This window comes from Campylobacteraceae bacterium (assembly GCA_013215945.1).
Lineage (GTDB): Bacteria > Campylobacterota > Campylobacteria > Campylobacterales > Arcobacteraceae > NORP36.
In genome coordinates this window covers 200,920-219,092 of sequence record JABSOM010000005.1, presented here as the reverse complement: position 1 = coordinate 219,092, position 18,173 = coordinate 200,920, and the positions used below count along the sequence as shown (strand labels likewise).

At 29.4% G+C, this 18,173-nt stretch carries 17 protein-coding genes and 1 tRNA gene; 3 read left to right on the top strand and 15 right to left on the bottom strand.

The genetic code is table 11. From position 1 onward, the window contains the following. A tRNA-Gln gene (locus tag HRT41_07345) sits at window positions 1–75 on the bottom strand. A gap of 248 nt (window positions 76–323) precedes the next feature. On the opposite strand from HRT41_07345, the gene HRT41_07340 reads away from it, so the two are divergent. Further along, complete coding sequence (locus tag HRT41_07340; protein NQY23833.1) at window positions 324–1,355, top strand: bifunctional 3,4-dihydroxy-2-butanone 4-phosphate synthase/GTP cyclohydrolase II; 1,032 nt, start codon at window positions 324–326, stop codon at window positions 1,353–1,355. Between the two features lie 66 nt (window positions 1,356–1,421). On the opposite strand, the gene pckA is transcribed toward HRT41_07340, so the two are convergent. The 4 genes from pckA to HRT41_07320 are packed head-to-tail and all read right to left on the bottom strand — an operon-like array spanning window position 1,422 to window position 6,399. Then, entirely contained in the window at window positions 1,422–3,002 is a 1,581-nt protein-coding gene (gene pckA / locus HRT41_07335) for a phosphoenolpyruvate carboxykinase (ATP) (GenBank protein NQY23832.1), read from the bottom strand. A 16-nt stretch (window positions 3,003–3,018) separates the two neighbouring features. Next, the gene (locus HRT41_07330; protein NQY23831.1) at window positions 3,019–4,338 is read right to left on the bottom strand and encodes a sodium ion-translocating decarboxylase subunit beta; all 1,320 of its coding nucleotides are present in this window, start codon (window positions 4,336–4,338) and stop codon (window positions 3,019–3,021) included. Between the two features lie 10 nt (window positions 4,339–4,348). Then, entirely contained in the window at window positions 4,349–6,154 is a 1,806-nt protein-coding gene (locus tag HRT41_07325) for a biotin attachment protein (protein NQY23830.1), read from the bottom strand. Continuing rightward, complete coding sequence (locus HRT41_07320; protein NQY23829.1) at window positions 6,154–6,399, bottom strand: OadG family protein; 246 nt, start codon at window positions 6,397–6,399, stop codon at window positions 6,154–6,156. Before HRT41_07320 ends, HRT41_07325 begins: the two co-directional genes overlap by 1 nt. 327 nt (window positions 6,400–6,726) lie before the next feature. Between HRT41_07320 and HRT41_07315 the strand changes: the two genes are divergently transcribed. Then, window positions 6,727–7,383: a helix-turn-helix transcriptional regulator gene (locus HRT41_07315; protein ID NQY23828.1), complete on the top strand. Its 657-nt coding sequence runs from the start codon at window positions 6,727–6,729 to the stop codon at window positions 7,381–7,383. Window positions 7,384–7,385: 2 nt separating this feature from the next. On the opposite strand, the gene HRT41_07310 is transcribed toward HRT41_07315, so the two are convergent. Genes HRT41_07310 through mobB form a run of 5 tightly spaced genes read right to left on the bottom strand, consistent with a single transcriptional unit; the run spans window position 7,386 to window position 11,884 of the window. After that, window positions 7,386–8,366 (bottom strand): peptidoglycan synthetase, encoded by a 981-nt coding sequence (locus tag HRT41_07310; protein NQY23827.1) that lies wholly within the window; start codon window positions 8,364–8,366, stop codon window positions 7,386–7,388. Window positions 8,367–8,374: 8 nt separating this feature from the next. Continuing rightward, window positions 8,375–10,333: a methionine--tRNA ligase gene (gene metG / locus HRT41_07305; GenBank protein ID NQY23826.1), complete on the bottom strand. Its 1,959-nt coding sequence runs from the start codon at window positions 10,331–10,333 to the stop codon at window positions 8,375–8,377. A gap of 9 nt (window positions 10,334–10,342) precedes the next feature. Continuing rightward, the gene (locus HRT41_07300; GenBank protein NQY23825.1) at window positions 10,343–10,543 is read right to left on the bottom strand and encodes a hypothetical protein; all 201 of its coding nucleotides are present in this window, start codon (window positions 10,541–10,543) and stop codon (window positions 10,343–10,345) included. Beyond that, entirely contained in the window at window positions 10,536–11,378 is an 843-nt protein-coding gene (locus tag HRT41_07295) for a class 1 fructose-bisphosphatase (protein NQY23824.1), read from the bottom strand. Before HRT41_07295 ends, HRT41_07300 begins: the two co-directional genes overlap by 8 nt. Then, window positions 11,375–11,884 (bottom strand): molybdopterin-guanine dinucleotide biosynthesis protein B, encoded by a 510-nt coding sequence (gene mobB, locus HRT41_07290; protein NQY23823.1) that lies wholly within the window; start codon window positions 11,882–11,884, stop codon window positions 11,375–11,377. Before mobB ends, HRT41_07295 begins: the two co-directional genes overlap by 4 nt. 164 nt (window positions 11,885–12,048) lie before the next feature. On the opposite strand from mobB, the gene HRT41_07285 reads away from it, so the two are divergent. Then, window positions 12,049–12,510 (top strand): hypothetical protein, encoded by a 462-nt coding sequence (locus HRT41_07285; protein ID NQY23822.1) that lies wholly within the window; start codon window positions 12,049–12,051, stop codon window positions 12,508–12,510. On the opposite strand, the gene HRT41_07280 is transcribed toward HRT41_07285, so the two are convergent. From HRT41_07280 to HRT41_07260, 5 genes are all read right to left on the bottom strand, one after another. Then, complete coding sequence (locus HRT41_07280) at window positions 12,496–14,127, bottom strand: lytic transglycosylase domain-containing protein (protein ID NQY23821.1); 1,632 nt, start codon at window positions 14,125–14,127, stop codon at window positions 12,496–12,498. The two genes, HRT41_07285 and HRT41_07280, sit on opposite strands and share 15 nt — an antisense overlap. Window positions 14,128–14,129: 2 nt before the next feature. Then, window positions 14,130–14,408, bottom strand: coding sequence for a YggT family protein (locus HRT41_07275; GenBank protein ID NQY23820.1), 279 nt, complete (start codon window positions 14,406–14,408; stop codon window positions 14,130–14,132). Then, on the bottom strand, window positions 14,405–15,706 hold the full coding sequence (locus HRT41_07270; protein ID NQY23819.1) for a glutamate--tRNA ligase: 1,302 nt from the start codon (window positions 15,704–15,706) through the stop codon (window positions 14,405–14,407). The genes HRT41_07275 and HRT41_07270 overlap by 4 nt, the downstream gene beginning before the upstream one ends. A 97-nt stretch (window positions 15,707–15,803) precedes the next feature. Beyond that, window positions 15,804–17,054, bottom strand: coding sequence for an insulinase family protein (locus HRT41_07265; GenBank protein ID NQY23818.1), 1,251 nt, complete (start codon window positions 17,052–17,054; stop codon window positions 15,804–15,806). Window positions 17,055–17,102: 48 nt separating this feature from the next. Beyond that, window positions 17,103–18,167, bottom strand: coding sequence for a dehypoxanthine futalosine cyclase (locus HRT41_07260; GenBank protein NQY23817.1), 1,065 nt, complete (start codon window positions 18,165–18,167; stop codon window positions 17,103–17,105). Between the last annotated feature and the right edge of the window lie 6 nt (window positions 18,168–18,173).

Sequence of the window (18,173 nt, the reverse complement as noted above, 5' to 3'; positions counted from 1 at the left end):
TGGATGGGGTATCAGGATTCGAACCTGAGAATGTCAGCACCAAAAGCTGATGCCTTACCACTTGGCGATACCCCAATTTTAAGTGCCGAAATTATAGTTAAAAATAATTTTATTGTCAATACTTTTAGGGCCAAATTTTAAAATTTCTGCTATAATTTAAAAAATAAATAAAACAGATCAGAATGTAATATAAAAGATTATATTTACAGAGATAAAAATAAGAAAATATACATAAGTTTATAAAAATATTTATCAAATATATTTTTCATGTTTTTTCTAATACAATTTTATTATTACTAATTCTGAGAAAATAAAGAGTAAATATGAATGCATTAACAAGAGTAAAAGAAGCAATTGAAGAAATAAGAAAAGGCAAGATGGTAATCATGTTGGATGATGAAGACAGAGAGAATGAAGGAGATTTGGTTTATTCAGCTGCTTTAAGTTCTCCACAAAAAGTAAACTTTATGGCAACTCATGCAAAAGGACTAATTTGTGTTTCCGTTACTAAAGAAACGGCGAATAAATTAGGCTTAAATCCTATGGTTGTATCAAATACTTCTTCTTATGAAACAGCATTTACAGTATCTGTTGATGCTGCTGATGCACTAACGGGTATTTCAGCAGGTGAGAGAGATGATACAATTAAAATTCTAGCAAACCCTGTATCTAAAGATACAGAGCTTGTTAAACCAGGACATATTTTTCCATTAATAGCAAAAGACGGAGGAGTACTAGCTCGAATAGGGCATACTGAAGGAAGTGTTGATTTATGTAAATTGGCTGGTTTTAACGGTGAAGCTGTTATTTGTGAGATTATGAAAGAAGATGGTTCAATGGCAAGAAGAGATGATTTAGATATCTTTGCAGATAAACATGAGCTAAAACAAGTTTATATATCAGACTTAGTTGAATACAGATTATCACATGAAACATTAGTAGAAGAAGTATCTTCTAAACAAAGTACTTTTTTTGGCTCTAGTATTATAAAAAAAGAATTTAAAGATCATCTTGATAATATACATACCGTAATGGTATTTAATGAAACAAAAGAACTTTCACATGTTAAGTTTCATTCTGTTATTCCTGATTTAGAACTGTTTTTAAATGATGATAAATTACATTCTATGTTAAAATCAATTAACTTTTTACAAGCTAAAGGCGGAGTTTTAGTTTTTTTGAATGATAGTAAAGCCAATAAAGATTCACAAAAAGACTATGGAATCGGAGCACAAATTTTAAATGCTTTAAATATCAAACAAATTAAACTACTTACATCAGGTGGGAAACATTCATACAATGGATTAAATGGTTTTGGATTAGAGATATTTGAAGAGATTCAAATAGAAGGATAGAGTAAAATCTATTCGTTCTATTCTTAATAAGAAAAGCCAATATTTAAACTTATTGGCTTTTTTCTTTTATAATTGAGGTCCTGCTGAAGTAAAGTCGTATTCACTCTCCAGCGTCAAGTACTTTTTAAAGTTTTCCATATACATACCTGCAAGTTTTTTTCTCATTTCATCGTAGGCTTCTTTATCATTCCATGTATTCCTTGGGTTTAAAACAATAGTTTCAACACCATCAAGTGTTTTAGGAATTTCTAAATTAAAAATAGGAAGAGTTTCAAAGTCTGAATCATTAATAGAACCGTCTAAAATCCCATTAATACAAGCTCTTGTATTTTTGATTGTCATTCGTGAACCAACACCATAAGGGCCACCAGTCCAACCTGTATTAACTAAATATACATTTACTTTATGTTTATCAATCTTATTACCTAATAACTCAGCATAAACAGTAGGGTTTAAAGGTAAAAATGCCTCTCCAAAACACGAAGAGAAGGTCGCAACTGGTTCAGTAATACCTCTTTCAGTTCCTGCAACTTTTGCAGTATAACCACTTAAGAAATAATACATAGCTTGTTTTTTACTTAGTTTTGCAACAGGAGGTAAAACACCAAAAGCATCTGCACATAAAAAGATAATATTAGTAGGATGTCCGCCCATTAAATCAGGGGCATGATTTTCAATATGATTTATAGGATAAGAAACACGCGTATTTTCTGTTTTGCTGCCATCAGTATAATCAACCAGTCCATTTTCATCATAAACAACATTTTCTAAAATAGCACCTTTTTTAATAGCAGCAAAAATTTCTGGCTCACTGCTTTCATCAAGGTTAATTACTTTAGCATAACATCCACCTTCAAAGTTAAAAACACCCTTATCATCCCAACCATGCTCATCATCACCAATTAATTGACGTTTTGGATCAGTTGAAAGAGTCGTTTTTCCAGTACCACTTAAGCCAAAGAATAAAGCAGTATCTCCATCTTCTCCTATATTAGCAGAACAATGCATTGCGAGTTTACCTTGTAGCGGTAACCAGTAATTCATCATAGAAAAAACACCTTTTTTCATCTCTCCCGCATACCAAGTACCACCAATAATTGCAACATTGTCTTCTACATTAAAAACAACATATACTTCTGAATGAATACCGTGGCTTGCATAAGCCATATCTACGGTTTTACAAGCATTATAAATAGTAAAATCTGGTTTAAAATCGTCCAGTTCTTTTTGCGTTTTTGGCATAATAAACATATTCTGAATAAAATTAGCCTGCCATGCAATCTCAGTAATAAACCTTACTGATTTTTTTGAATCTTTTGAAGCCCCACAATAAACATCTGTAACAAATAATTCTTTATTACTTAATTGTTTTTTTGTTGTTACGAATAAGTCTTCATAAACATCTTTAGATACAGCTCTATTAATATCACCCCAGGCAATATACTTATTAGAAGGATCTTGATTTACAAAAAACTTGTCTTTTGGACTTCTTCCTGTAAATATTCCTGTATCAATCATTAAAGCACCAGTTGAAGAAACTTTAGCACCTTCATTCTCAACTGCATGTTTAATTAAAAAATCAATATCACTATTTCTGTGAACTCTTTGTACTTGCTCAAGGCCTAATTGGTCTTTAATTTCAGACATTTTTCTTATTTCCTATTTATTTAAAAATTGATAAAAGTACACCAGCAGCTACGGCAGAACCGATAACTCCAGCAACATTTGGCCCCATTGCATGCATCAATAATATATTTGATGGATCATATTTCTGTCCCTCTTTAGAAACAACTCTAGCCGCCATTGGTACAGCTGATACTCCAGCAGCTCCAATTAAAGGATTAATTTGAGAGTCTTTTGAGCTAAATTTATTCATAACTTTAGCCATTAAAACACCCATCATAGTCCCAGCAGAGAAAGCAACTAATCCAATAACCATAATTCCCATAGTCTCAACAACTAAGAATTGTTCAGAAGCTAACTTCGAACCAACACCTAATCCTAAGAAAATAGTTATCACGTTTATCAAAGAATTTTGCATTGTATCAGAAAGTCTATCAACAACACCTGATTCTTTTGCAAAATTCCCAAAACAAAGGGCACCAATTAAGGGTGTTGCATCTGGAAGAATTAAGATAGCTAAAAGAAGTACAACCAAAGGAAATACAATTTTTTCTAATTTTGAAACTTTTCTTGATGTTTTCATTCTGATTTTACGCTCTTCTAATGTGGTAAAAGCCCGCATAATTGGAGGTTGAATAACAGGTACCAGTGCCATGTATGAATATGCGGCAACAGCAATTGCACCTAATAATTCAGGCGCAAGTGCATTGGCTATAAAAATAGAAGTAGGGCCATCAGCTCCACCAATAATAGAAATAGCAGCACTTTGTTGTAAAGTAAATTCAATTCCTGGAACATACTGCGTTAGAACAACAGCTCCAACTAATGAACCAAAGATCCCAAATTGAGCAGCACCACCAAGTAGGGCTGTTTTAGGATTTGACAATAAAGGTCCAAAATCTGTCATTGCTCCCACTCCCATAAAAATAAGAAGAGGGAAAAATCCATTTCCAATACCCATGTTGTAAATAATTCCAAGCATTCCATTAGGACCTGCGATATCAGCAATAGGAATATTAGCTAGTATTCCACCAAAACCAATAGGAATAAGTAATAGCGGTTCAAAACCTTTGTTAATTGCCAAAAATAATAAAACAAAACAAATAAGAACCATTATAATTCTTCCTGAACTTTGTGCAAAAAGGCTCATCTCATTACCATTAGCATCTAATACACCAACTTTGGGATTTAAAAGTGCATTAATACCTGTTGTTTGATAAAAAGAATGCATAAGCTCAGATAAACTTTTGGCTTGGTATTCTTTAGTAATTGTATTTTCACTTGCAGCAGTACTTGCTGCATTTGCGCAAAACATTGTCATAAATACAATAAAGATTGAAATTATAAAACTTTTTTTCATCTTCATGCCTCTAGTTAATTACGACTAAAGATTGACCTTCATCTACACTGTCATTTGTAGCAACCAAAATTTGTCCTACGGTTCCAGCAATAGGTGAATTAATATCAATTTCCATTTTCATGGCTTCTAAAATCATTAAGGTTTGATCTTTTTCTACTTTATCGCCTACTTTTACAAGTACTTTCCAAACTGAGCCATTTACAACAGCATCAATAGATTCACCGTCCGCACTTAAAGTATGGTGAGATGTCTCATCAACTGCAAGAGGTGTTACTTGAATATCAGCACTACCTTCTGCCACTGTTACATTAAACTTTTGACCATCTACTACAACTGTATAATTACCGCTAACATTTTTCATAGTTTTATTCTCTCCTATTGTACATTCTGTATCATCTTCACAAGCATCGCTTATTTTTCTTATATTTAAAGGGGATTCACCTTTTAGAAATAAAATACCTTTTTCATCACAAGCAGCTGCAATAAAAACATTCTCTTCATTTATTTCAATATTTTCTTCTTTAAGTCTGTTTTCCCAAAATTTAAGTGTTTTTCTTTCATCTTCATCTGCAATATCTAAAGGATTTCTACTTGTTGGTTCAAGTTTTAGTTTCTCACTCGCAAATTTAATGACATCTGCATCTGGAGTAACAGGAGTTTTTCCAAAATAACCAAGTACCATTTTTCCATAACCAGGAGCAATTTGTTTCCAAGGACCAAACATTACATTTGCATAGGCTTGTTGCCAATAAAATTGGGATACAGGAGTTACAGAAGTACCATAACCACCTTTCTCAACTACTTCTCTCATAGCTTTAATAACTTCAGGAAAACGTTCTAGCGTCCCATTGTCTCTCATCATTTGGGTATTTGCAGTTAATGCCCCACCAGGCATGGGTGAAAAAGGAATTAAAGGAGATACAGCACTTGCTTCTGGTGGTAAAAAATAATCTTTTAATTGATCTTTTAACACTTCTTCGTATTTAAGAATTTTTTCAATTTCTAAACCACCCAAATCATAATTCATACCTTTAACCGCATGCATCATAGTAAGAATATCGGGTTGTGAAGTTCCTCCTGAAACAGGACTGGCTGCTAAATCTATTCCATCAGCCCCTGCTTCTAGTGCTGCTAAATAACAAGATACTGAAACACCAGCAGTTTCATGAGTATGTAATCGTATATGAGTATCAATTCCCACAAGTTTTCTTGCCATTTTAATGGTTTCATAAATTTTATTAGGGCTTGATGTTCCTGAGGCATCTTTAAAACATATGGAATCATAAGCTATTCCACTGTCTAAGATAGCACGTAATGTTTTTTCATAAAAAGCTACATCATGTGCACCCGTACACCCAGGAGGTAAGTCCATTAAAGTAACAACTACTTCATGTTTTAAACCATGATTTTTAATACATGCTGCTGAATATTCCAAATTGTTAACATCATTTAGTGCATCAAAGTTTCTAATAGTTGTTGTTCCATGTTTTGCAAAAAGTTTTGCATGCATATCTACAAGTTCTCTAGAACCGGTATCTAACATAACAGTATTAATACCTCTTGCTAAAGTTTGTAAATTAGCATCTGGACCAACAATTTCTCTAAACTCATCCATCATTTCAAAGGCATTTTCTTTTAAATAAAAGAATAAAGATTGAAATCTTGCACCTCCACCAAACTCAAAATGTGTGATTCCAGCATCACAAGCAGCTTCAACAGCAGGAAAAAAATCCTTTTTTAAAACACGTCCTCCAAAAACAGATTGGAATCCATCTCTAAATGTTGTATCCATGACATCAATATATTTTTTAGCCATTATTTTCCTTTAAGATTTTCATGATGTTGTACTGCTGCTATGATTGCAGCTACTTTTTTAGTAGTAGAAGGTACTGAAGTTGTTTGTACCTTTTTAGGTTTTTCTATTTCCTTAGCAGGAAAATATTTACTTAGAAGTTTTGCTTGCGCTTTTAAAACAAAAATTAATATTATTAAAAATGCAAAAACAATTCCCATACCAAGCACCATAAACTTGAGTGCTTCACTTATTAAATTTACTTCCATATCCTCTCCCGTGGTTACCTAAAATAAAAGTTAATTTTATAATAATGTTTCTTTATTAAGATTAATTTTGGGAAATAATTAAAAAGATTTACTAACTTTACATAATTCTTACATTTTTACAATATTTTTCTACCCATTTCATATATATATGTATCTAAAAGTGTGCATAAGTTTAAGAATTTATCTTTTGTTTGAATTAATTTTTTTGACATTTTGATATCCTTTTAAATTTAAATCTTACAAATATTAGTATAAATAATGAATTTATCTAAAAATATTGCATTTTGTAATGTATTGTGTTATCATATATAAAAAGAAAGGTAAAATATGTTGATAGCTGGTGAAATTATTGAAAAATTAAAAGACGTTCTAAGTACTGATGGTAAGATGGGTAAAATATTTGATAAAGATGTTGCGTGTGCACTTGATTTATCTCAGGCTAATTTTGCAACAATGAAGAATAGAGGGAAAATTCCTTTTTCTAATATTTTGGATTTTTGTGCTTTAAAAAAGATTTCTATTAATTGGCTTCTTTATGGGCAAAATCCTGATTCTTTAGTGGATTCTACAGATAAGTATTGGGTTAAATATTTTCCAAGTGTAAATGTGAGTGCAGGTGGGGGTGCTTATGATAGTGAAGATAATTTTGAAGCAATCAATGTTCCTCCTTATTTTATAACTGCCTTAGGTGGACAAGGAAATTTAAAAAATATTGAAGCTATTAATGTAACGGGTGATTCTATGGAACCTACTTTAAATACAGATAATATAATTTTTATTGATAAGAGCAAAGCATCTTCTTTTAAAGATGGAATTTATGCTTTTACAACAGAACATGGTTTATTTGTAAAAAGAATACAAAAAAGAGTAGATGGAAAGTTAGATATCATTTCTGATAATAAAGACTATCCTAAACAAGTTCTTGAAGAAGGTGAGATTAATGTTATAGGAAAAATTGCGGCTTCTTTTGGAAATATATACTAAAACTAAAAAAGACTTAGCTCTTTTTCTACTTTTGTTAAAGTTCTTTGAACTTTAACAAAATCATATCCAATTAAATACACACAGTTAAATTCTTTTGTTTTTAAAAAAGTTTTTAAATTTTTTAAATTTGAAATCACGTACAATTCTTTGGAAAATCCATTAATAAAATGGGAAGAGATATAAATTATTTTGCCGTAGGAATATATTTTGTTAATATATTCAATTTCTTTATTAATGATAACATGTGAATTTTGCACAAGTATGAACTTATCCGTTTTCCCGTGTTCACAGGCATTATATTGTTTGTCCAAAAAGATAGCTCTTAGAGAATTAAAATTATGTAATTTGTTTAAATCAAAATCATTTTTACAAAAAGCATAGACATTTAAAAAAGAATTAAGATATAAAGAAGCCAGTTTAAATTTATTGAAATAATTATTTTTATAAGAAAAAGAGCATTCAAATAAAGAATGAACAATAAGATTATCAACTCTATGATTATTTTGTGAAAACGTTTGATATCTTGGGTATATTTTATGCAATAATTCTTCATTTAAACAAAATAATGTATCAGAATTTTTTATACTTTCGATTACTTTAATAGAATGTTCCAGATTATTTGAAATAAATTTAAAGTTTTTACTTTTGTTAATATTTAAAAATTCATAAGAGATTTTGTCACAAAAAAAGGCTTTAAGATCAATTGTAGATAATTTATATCTAAATATCTTTATAAGTGCTTCTTTATAAGAATCAACTTTAATCCAAGCAATTTCATTGTCAAGAACGGCTGTATTAAAATCATAAACAATCGCAAAAGCGCCATTATTGATAGCCAATAATAAATCTTTTGCATTTTTAGCAATAAACAAATCGCCTTCATTCACTTTCTTGGCATTAATTTTTATATTGTATAAAAAAGAAATAGAAGGAGAGTTAATTAATTCTCCTTCTACAATGTCAATCAATGATGAAATTTTCATCTTTTACCTTAGGAAATTTTTGTTCCGATTTTTTTAGGTGCTTCTGGACGAATTAAGGATAAACCATTTTCATCTCGTGCAGCTAATAACATACCTTCTGAAATCATACCCATCAATTTAGCTGGTTTTAAATTTGCAACAACACATACTTGTGTATTAATCAAATCTTTTGCATCATAAAACTCTTTAATTCCTGCTAGTATTTGTCTTGGTCTGCTTTCTCCTAAATCAACTTGTAATTTTAAAAGTTTTTTTGATTTAGGTACTTCGCTTGCATCAAGAACAGTACCAATTTGTAAACTTGTTCCAAAAAAAGTATCAATTGTTATTAAGTTATCCCCTTCTAATTCTTCCAGTGAAGCTAATGCTATATCTTTTTTCTCAACTTCAGTTTTAGTAACATCTACTTCAGGTGCTTGTTGTAATAAAATCTCTTCAATTCTAGGAAATAATTGTTCAACCTTAGTAATTGTAACATCCCCTAATAATTCTTTATTTTTTAAAATACTGTTATACGAATCAGTATTAATAGTAAGTCCAATAGCATCTGCTATTTTATTTATTTTCTCAGGCATAACTGAAGATAATAAAATAGCTGTTTTAGCCATGATATTTGTAATTAAAGCAACTAAAGCCATTGCTTCATCACTTTTACCTTCTTTCATTTTATTCCAAGGTTCATAATCATTAATGGCTTTATTAGCTACTGTAAGTGCTTTCCAAATATCTTCAAGAAATCTGTTTAATTGCATTTTGTAAATATAATCTTCAATATTTTCTAAAATATTATGCACTTCATTTATTTCTTTTTCATGGTATTTCATTACATCTTTAGAGCTTACTTTGAAATCAAAATATTTTCCACTCATTCCAATGATTCTATTAAGTAAATTTCCAAGATCATTTCCTAAGTCAGAATTGATTCTGTCCATTAATGCTCTTTGTGAAAAATCACCATCTTGTCCAAAAGGCACTTCTCTTAACATAAAGTATCTAAACGCATCTAAACCATAAGCATCAGCTATTTCTTTAGGATCAACAACATTTCCTTTAGATTTTGACATTTTTTCGCCATCTCTTGTCCACCAACCATGAGCAGCTATATGCTTAGGCAAAGGTAAACCCAAAGACATTAAAAATGCAGGCCAATAAACAGCATGAAATCTTAAAATATCTTTTCCTACTAAATGAATACTTGCTGGCCAGTGATGCATATTCTTTTCATCATTTCCATATCCTAAAGCAGTAATATAATTCATTAAAGCATCTAACCATACATACATTACATGTTTTGGTTCATTTAACTCAGGAGGTAGTTTAACACCCCAGTCAAATGATGTTCTTGAAATTGATAAATCTCTTAATCCACCTTTAACAAAATTAATAATTTCATTCTTTTTTGAACGTGGTAAAATACAATCTTCATTTTCTTCATACCATTTTAACAATCTGTCTTCATAATCAGATAATTTGAAAAAATAACTCTCTTCTTTTACTATAGTTGTTGGTTTTCCACAATCAGGACAAAATTCATCATCAATTAATTGTTTGTCTGTAAAAAATGTTTCACACGATACACAATAATAACCTTCATAATCACCCTTGTAAATATCACCTTTTTCATGCATGCTTAAAAAGGCTTTTTGTACACCAGCTTTATGATCAGCATCAGTAGTTCTTATGAATTTATCATAAGTAATGTCAAAACCATCCCATAAATTCTTAAATTTAGAAGAAACTTCAGTAGCATATTCCATAGGAGTTTTGCCTCTGGCTTCTGCACTGTGTGCTATTTTTTGCCCATGTTCATCCGTACCTGTTAAAAAAAATGTATTAGAACCAGTTAATCTTGAGTGTCGTGCTAACATATCAGCAATTATTGTTGTGTAAGCATGACCAATATGTGCCACATCGTTAACATAATAAATAGGGGTAGTTATATATACATTTTTACAATCGTTATTCATTTTTTACCTTTAAAATTCAAATCCGCCGCTTGAGCCTTTATTCATAGACTCATATACCGCTTTTACATATTTTCTTCGTATTTCACATTCGAAAAACTTATCACAAGGATGACAGGAGTTAAAACTTTTCTCATCTTGACATGCTTTAAGTTCTTTTATTTTTTCTGCAAGTTTTTCTTGCCAATCGTCTTTTTCTAGTGGATTATGCATGTTCTTTGTATACTTTAAGAACTCTGTTTATTTCATGATTAGATCCAAAAAAACAAGGAGAGGTATCATGAATATGAGTGGTTTTAACTTCTAACAATCTTTTAAAGCCATCACTTGCTTGGCCTCCTGCTTTTTCGTAAGTATATGCAAATGGAAATACTTCAAATAACTGTCTTAATTTACCTTTTGGTTTATCACTCGTACCTGGATAAGAAAACAAGCCTCCACCTTTTAATAAAATTTGGTGCAAGTCAGGAACCATTCCACCAGAATATCTAAGACGATAACCGTCATTAAAGATATCATCTATCATAGCTTTATGGTGTGGAGCCCAACAATTTTGAGTACTTCCAGGAGCATTTAAGTTTCCTTTTTCTTTTAAAACAATATTTTGAATAAACTCAAATTTGCCTTTTAATAAACGGTATAGTTTAACATCATCTTGTGCAACTACCATTTCAACACGGGGTCCAAATACTACATATACAGAAGCTACAATATTGTTTCCAGTAAAATCATTTTCATATATTCCAAAAATAGATCCAACCGATAAATTTACATCAACCAAAGAAGAACCATCCAAAGGATCATAAGCAATCAAATACTTACCGTCTTTATTAAGTTCTACGATTTCTTCTTGCTCTTCTGAAACAATAGCCTTAATCGAAGGTACTTTTGCAAATAGTTTTTCCAAAATAACATCACATGCGATATCAAGTTTTAATTGAGTATCTCCTGTTGCATTTTGATTTTCACTTTTTGCTGTGTCTCCAGCTTCAATTAATTCTTTAATTTCAATAGCACTTTGTTTTATTGCATTTAATATATCATTCATTTTTTTACTCTTTTTGCATTTATATTTATCCAGTCAATAATTTGTTCTGGGTTATTTAAGTCAAGACTGTCCAAGTGTAAAGGTAGGTCTTTGTCTTTAATTGTATCATCATGAGCAATAGCTTTAGAAAACTCAAAATATTTTTCATCAAGTTTATTTCTAAAGATTGCAATACGTGGTAAGTCTAAAGTCTTTAAACCTTCAACCAATAAATAATCAAAGTTTCCAAACATTTCACAAATTTCATCTATACTAGAAGTGTTTTTCTTAAAAACAGTTGTTCTATTAGGAGATACAACAGCAACATTTGCTCCTGTTTGTGAAAATTTATCTGAATCTTTGCCTCTATAGTCAAAGGTAGCCTTATCTTTTGGATCATGTTTTATAATACAGACTTTGAACTCTCTGTCTTGTAAAATATTAGATATCTTAACAATAAGGCTGGTTTTACCACTATTTGAAGGGCCAGTAAAAGCCACAAGGAGTTTATTTTCTGTATTAATCATAGGCGATTTTATCAAAATTAATGTTAATATCAAATAAAAATAAGCAGATATTTTGTTATAGTTCTTTTAGTAAAATGAATAAAGCAAAGTTCAATCTTTATAAAGTACATTTACTGTAAACTGCGAAACTTTAAATATAAAAATCAAATTATCATGGACACTATATGAAAAAAATATTTTTGCCTATTTTCTTAATATTTGTATTAAATTCCTGTACTTCTTACAGAGCATTAAAACATTTTAATAAAGACATTTCATACACACAAGCTGTTTTATACAGTAAAAAAGCAGATATTGTGTACAAAGATGTAGTTAAAACAATATTTTATGCCACATTTATGAATAAGGTTCATGAAAAATACGATGACAAGTATTATAACTTTGTAATAGGCATCTACTCAGAAGAAGAAACACTAAGCGATTATGCTTTAAGTTTAAACAATATTTCTTATGAAAAAATAAAAGATATAGATCAAGATTCAGAAATATACAAAAGTATATCTTTAAAAAATGCTTGGGCAAAATATTATTATGTTTCTTTCAAAAAAGACAAAGATATCACTTCGATTTTAGTAGAACTAAGAGATTCTAATTACAAGAAAGCTTCGATTTCATTTCGTAATTGATTTTCTTGCATCTTTAGAAACGTTTCTTAACATTGAAGACACAGTGATTCTTTTTTTATCTTTACTTGCATATACAATGTAATTACTTAACACTTTTTTTGCATATTCTCTTGTTTCTAAATAGGGCACTTTTTCCATGCTTAAATAAGGCTCATATTGGCCGTTCTTTACAAACAAACCTTTTCTAAACATAGATCTGGTAAATCCGCCTCCACCATTATATGCATAAGCAATTAACAAAGGGTTTTTAAATACCCTTTCCAGATAATTCAGATGTTTATGTGCATAAGTAATCGATTTTTTTGCATTAAACATAGTAAATATATCATATTCTTCTTTTTTTTGTTTAGCAAGTGCTTTTGATAAAAAAGGCATTATTTGCATTACTCCCATTGCATAAGCTGTTGAAATTGAAGAAGGGATAAACCTGCTTTCTTGTCTGGCAATTGCATTAATTAAATTTTGTCTTTTTAAGGGAAAATCTTTAATAATATTTTTATAGGGATTAATAAAATAGCTCTTTTTATAATTTTCATATCTGTTTTTTACATAAGTATAATGAGCCAAGTGTTTAGAAGATGAAAAGGTTTTTTGATATTTTAAAAGTTTTGTTTTATTCATCTTTTTTGTATCTCTTAATACTTTTATCCACGCAAATTGATCTTCTTCATCAAAAGAAGACGCTGAAGTATTCAGTGTTTTTAAAGAATAAACAACATTTTTTATTTTCTCTTTATAATAATCATGGGCAAAAAGTGTATAAAGATTTATCTTGCGTATTTTTAGTAATTCTTTAATATATTCTCTATCATTACTTGCCATATACTTCCAAAATAAGATTTTGCTTAGTTTTGAAGAAGACTTCGTTTTTTTAGCAGCCAAATTTAAAAAAACCATTGCTTTTTTTCTTTTATTAAAAGACAGTGCATTCATTGCTAGAAAAAAATTATCAGCAGAAGAAAGTTTAGAGCTTTTTATGTTTAAGAGCGATTTTTGGGCTTTATTCATTAAATTATTAGTAACAATCAATTTAAGAAAACGAGAAAACCCTTTTTGATATTTAATTTCATCAATAAAATGTTTTGAATAGGCTAAATTTAGTTTATTAATTCTAAAAGAAGAAGAAACCTTTAAAAAAAGCCATACAAAATCTTTTGCTTTTAAGCTTGAAGAAATTTTTTTGAAATTTTTATTATTTAAAAGTGCAATTCTTCTAGAATATTCAGGATATTGTTTTTTTGTTTTAAAAATGACTGTTTTTAACTCTTCAAAGCTTAATCTTGATGCTTTGTTAAAACTGAGTGCTTCTTTTATACAAAAAGGCGAACTTTTCACTAAAGTACTTGATGATTTTTTTAAACAAAGGATTTTTTTATTTACTTTATCATTGTTTTTGTGAGAAGAATAAGCAAAAAGGATTTTTTTATTTTTTACATGCACCAAGTTGAAAGCTTCTTTTGCATGTTTTGAAGAAATATTATTTTGTTTTAAATATTGCCAAATATAAAAATCTCTGGCATAGGTTTTTGGCTTGTTTTTAAGCCATCCTAAGTCAATATCTTTTGAATACAAAGTAAGATTCAAAAAAATAAAAACAAAAAATAGCTTAAAAAACATTTTTACATTCCTATAAAAATTCGAGAAAGAAAGGTTTCAAGAAAAATCAATATAAAAATAACAATTATAGGTGCTAAATCCATACCTCCAAAAACAGTAGGAACAAACCTTCTTATAAATGCATAAGCAGGCTCTGTAAGTCTACTTAACATTTGAACTATTGGATTATAAGGATCAGGTTTAACCCAAGACAATAAAGACGAGATAATAATTATCCACTTATAAAGTGTAATTATTCCAATAATAACGATAAAAGTTGATTGTAGTAAAGCATCTATCATTTTACAATTTCTCCTAAATAATTTTTAATTAATGGGTATATTTTTGACATTTCTGGCCCTTTTTGTTCTCCTGTAAGAAGAAACATTAAAGGAGTACTTAGTGTTTTTTCACTTAAAGATGTTTTATCCATAATATATTCTATAAAATCACAGTAGTTATCAAAATAGGGCGCTTTAATTAAACATTTTTTCAATACTTTAATTTCTTCTTCATACTCTTTGCAGGTGCTTTTAAGTGAAAAAATACTGTTTAACTTATTTTTTATTTCTTTTACAGTACTTGTTTCTTCTAGGTAAACTTTTGCAAGTTTACCAATGTTCTCATCTGCAAAACCTAATATTTTAGACAATCTTAGATTATCTAAATTTTTTAAGTGTGCTTTGTTAATAAAACGTAATTTATTTATATCAAATACTGCAATATTTTTTGATATCTTTGCAATATCAAACCACAAAATAGCTTCTTCTAGTGAAAAAATTTCTTTTGGTGTCTCACAAGAAAGAAGTACTAAATAATTTGCAATTGCAGAAGGTAAAAATCCTTCTGCTATCAAAGATTTAATGAAAAATTCACTGTCACTGTTAGAAATTTTTTCTTTAGTACTTTCATTCATAATAGCAGGCAAATGTACATAAACAATTTTTTTTTCATAGGCTAAAGCATGTCTGATACTAATTTGATTAACCGTTTCTAAAAGATGATTGTCTTCTCTTATAACAGTAGAAATATCATACAACATATCATCAACAGCACAGGCATAAGTAGCTGTAGCAGTTTTATCATGCTTTAAAATAATAGTTGAGTCAATATCACAAGCTTTGTAATTAAAATTTCCTTTTATTTCATCTTTAAATGAAATATCATTTGAAGAAGCTTTAATTCGCACTGTAAAAGCAGCATTGCAGTTAAAAACTGTTTCTTCTGATAATGTAGCACAAAAACCATCATAAAGATAAGGTTTTGATGCAACTTGTGCTTCATCTTTTAGTTCTTGCAATTTATTATCTGAACAGAAACAAGAAAAAGCTTCTTTTTTAGTTAATAACTGCATAGCCATACGTTGATGATATTTTAGATTCTCACTTTGGTAAACTATTTGTGAGTATTCAATAGAGAAAAGGCTTAATAATTCAAGAAGTTCTTTGTCTTTACCTTCAATATTGTTTTCTTTATTTGTATCATCTATTCTAATTAATAAATCTTCTTTTTTTTGCTTTGCAACAATATAGTTGAATATAGCTGTTCTTAAATTTCCTATATTCATATCACCTGTTGGACTAGCGGCAAATCTTAACAATACAATCCTTTATTTTTTACTTTTAAAATAATATCTAAATACAACTAAAATATTAATAGTATTTATATCTTATTAGGCAAGAGAAAAAACAAAACCTTTAAGAGTTTTGTTTTTCTTTTTGAGTCACAATAGAGAAAAAAAGTTTTTTGATCTCTTTATGTTTTTTAATATAAGTATTTAAGTTATCTAAACTTAAATTTTCGATTAGTTCAAGTTCTTTTTTTGAATAATCTTGATCTAAACCCTTGTAATACAAATGAAAAGAACGAGAAAGTCTTTGAGAAAGTGTTTCAACTCTTAAAGGTTCACTTCCACTTAAAAAGTTTTTAGCAGCTTCTAACTCTTCTTTTGTAACACCATTTTGTACAAATTCATCTATAATCGAAACAACTAAGTTTTTTGCTTCTTTTGCATTGTTTGTTTTTGTTTGTAGGTATCCCGAAAAATATGAATGGGACTGATTGATTGCGATATGTCCATATGCACTGTATGCAAGACCTCTTTTTACTCTTATTTCTTCCATAAGTCTGGATCCAAAACCAGAACCTCCTAAGATAAAAGAAGCTACTTTTGCCATATAATTGTTTTCATCATCAAACTTTGCATTATAAGCAGAACCAAAATAAATATAGGCTTGTTTTGTTTCTTTATACAGTGTTTGTTTCTTGACTTTTGAAACAACTTCAATATGTTTTAGTTTGTCATTTGTTTTTTTACTTAATTCTTTTAAAATAGATATCATATCTTTTTTTATTTTTTCCAATGGAATATCTCCACCAACAACAATAATTAAGTTTTCTAGCGAAAAAGCATCTTTAATAAACTTTTTAACATCTTCTATTTTAATAGACTTAATACTTTCACTTGTACCTGCACTTGGACTTTCTAATACGGTGTTTTTAAACATTAGTTTATTTAGTTCAACACTTGCTGTGTAATCAAAATCATTTTCTTTTGATTTTAAAGATCCTATTTGTAAAGTTTTTACTTTATTTAAAACTTTATCTGAATAATTTGGGTCTTTGAGTAAAGCACTTAAATAATTAAGTGCTTCTTTATATTCAGACTTTAAAGATCCAAGTTCAATCACAAGTGTCTCAAAACCAGGACTTATGTGTAAAGAAATAGCTTTATTTTCTAAATCTTCAAAAAATTTAACGCTTCCTTTACTTTTTGTACCTTCATTTAGTATCTTTGAAGAAATACTAGCAAGGCCAGGAATAGTATTTTTAATTGCACCTGAGTTTTTAAAAACCAATTGTAAGTTAAACGTAGGTAAAACATCTTTTTCATAAATAATAGGTATTTGTATATTTTTGTATTCTATATGTTCAATAGTTGAACTCATTAATATTCCTTTGATAAATAAACACGCAAACAGATATTTCTTCATTTTTTAATAAAATCGCTCTAGTGTTTGGTATGCGGTATTTCTTTTTGCAGGTTTTTCACCTATATCATTGATTAACTCAATCATATCCTCTTGATTCATACAATTACTAGCACCTGCTGCTGCAACTACATTTTCTTCCATCATAGTGCTACCTAAATCATTTGCTCCAAATTTAAGTGCCATTTGTCCAATATAGGAACCTTGTGTAACCCAAGAGCTTTGCAAATTATCAAAATTATCCAAATAAAGTCGTGCCACTGCTAATAATCTTAAATATCTGTTAGAACTTTGAGGTTTAATATCTGGTAATTCTTCTGCTAATTTTGTATTTTGATTTTGATACGACCACATAATAAAGGCTCTAAATCCACCTGTTTCATCTTGAAGTTCTCTTAACATTTCCCAATGTTCAATAATTTCTTCATCGGTTTCAACCGTACCATACATCATAGTAGCTGTTGTTTTCATACCAATAGAGTGAGCCAATCTATGTACCTCAATCCATTTTTTTGAATCCATTTTCTTAGGTGCTATTATATCTCTTACTCTATCACTTAATATCTCAGCCCCAGCTCCTGGAATTGAGCTTAAACCTTTTTTTTGTAAACGTTTTAAAACCTCTAAAATAGTGATTTTTGAAACTTTTGCAATATAAACGATTTCTATAGCCGAAAAAGAGTGCAGCGTAATTTGAGGAAATTTTGTGTGTATATGAGAAACAAGCTCTTCATAATACTCAATTTTTAACTTAGGATGAACTCCACCTTGCATTAAAATTTGAGTACCTCCTATTTCTAAAAGTTCTTCAATTTTTTCATCAATTTGCGAAAATGTTAAAACATAAGAATCTTCATCTTTACCATGTCTGTAAAAAGCACAAAACTTACAATCAACCCAACATACATTGGTATAGTTGATATTTCTATCAACTACAAATGTAGTTACTCCCAAAGGATGTTTTTCTAATTTTTTAGCACTTGCCATTTCACCTAATTCTAGAAGAGGTGCATCCTGTATTAGAGCCAATGCTTGCGTATTTGTCAATCTTTTTTTTATATTAATACTCATTTTAAG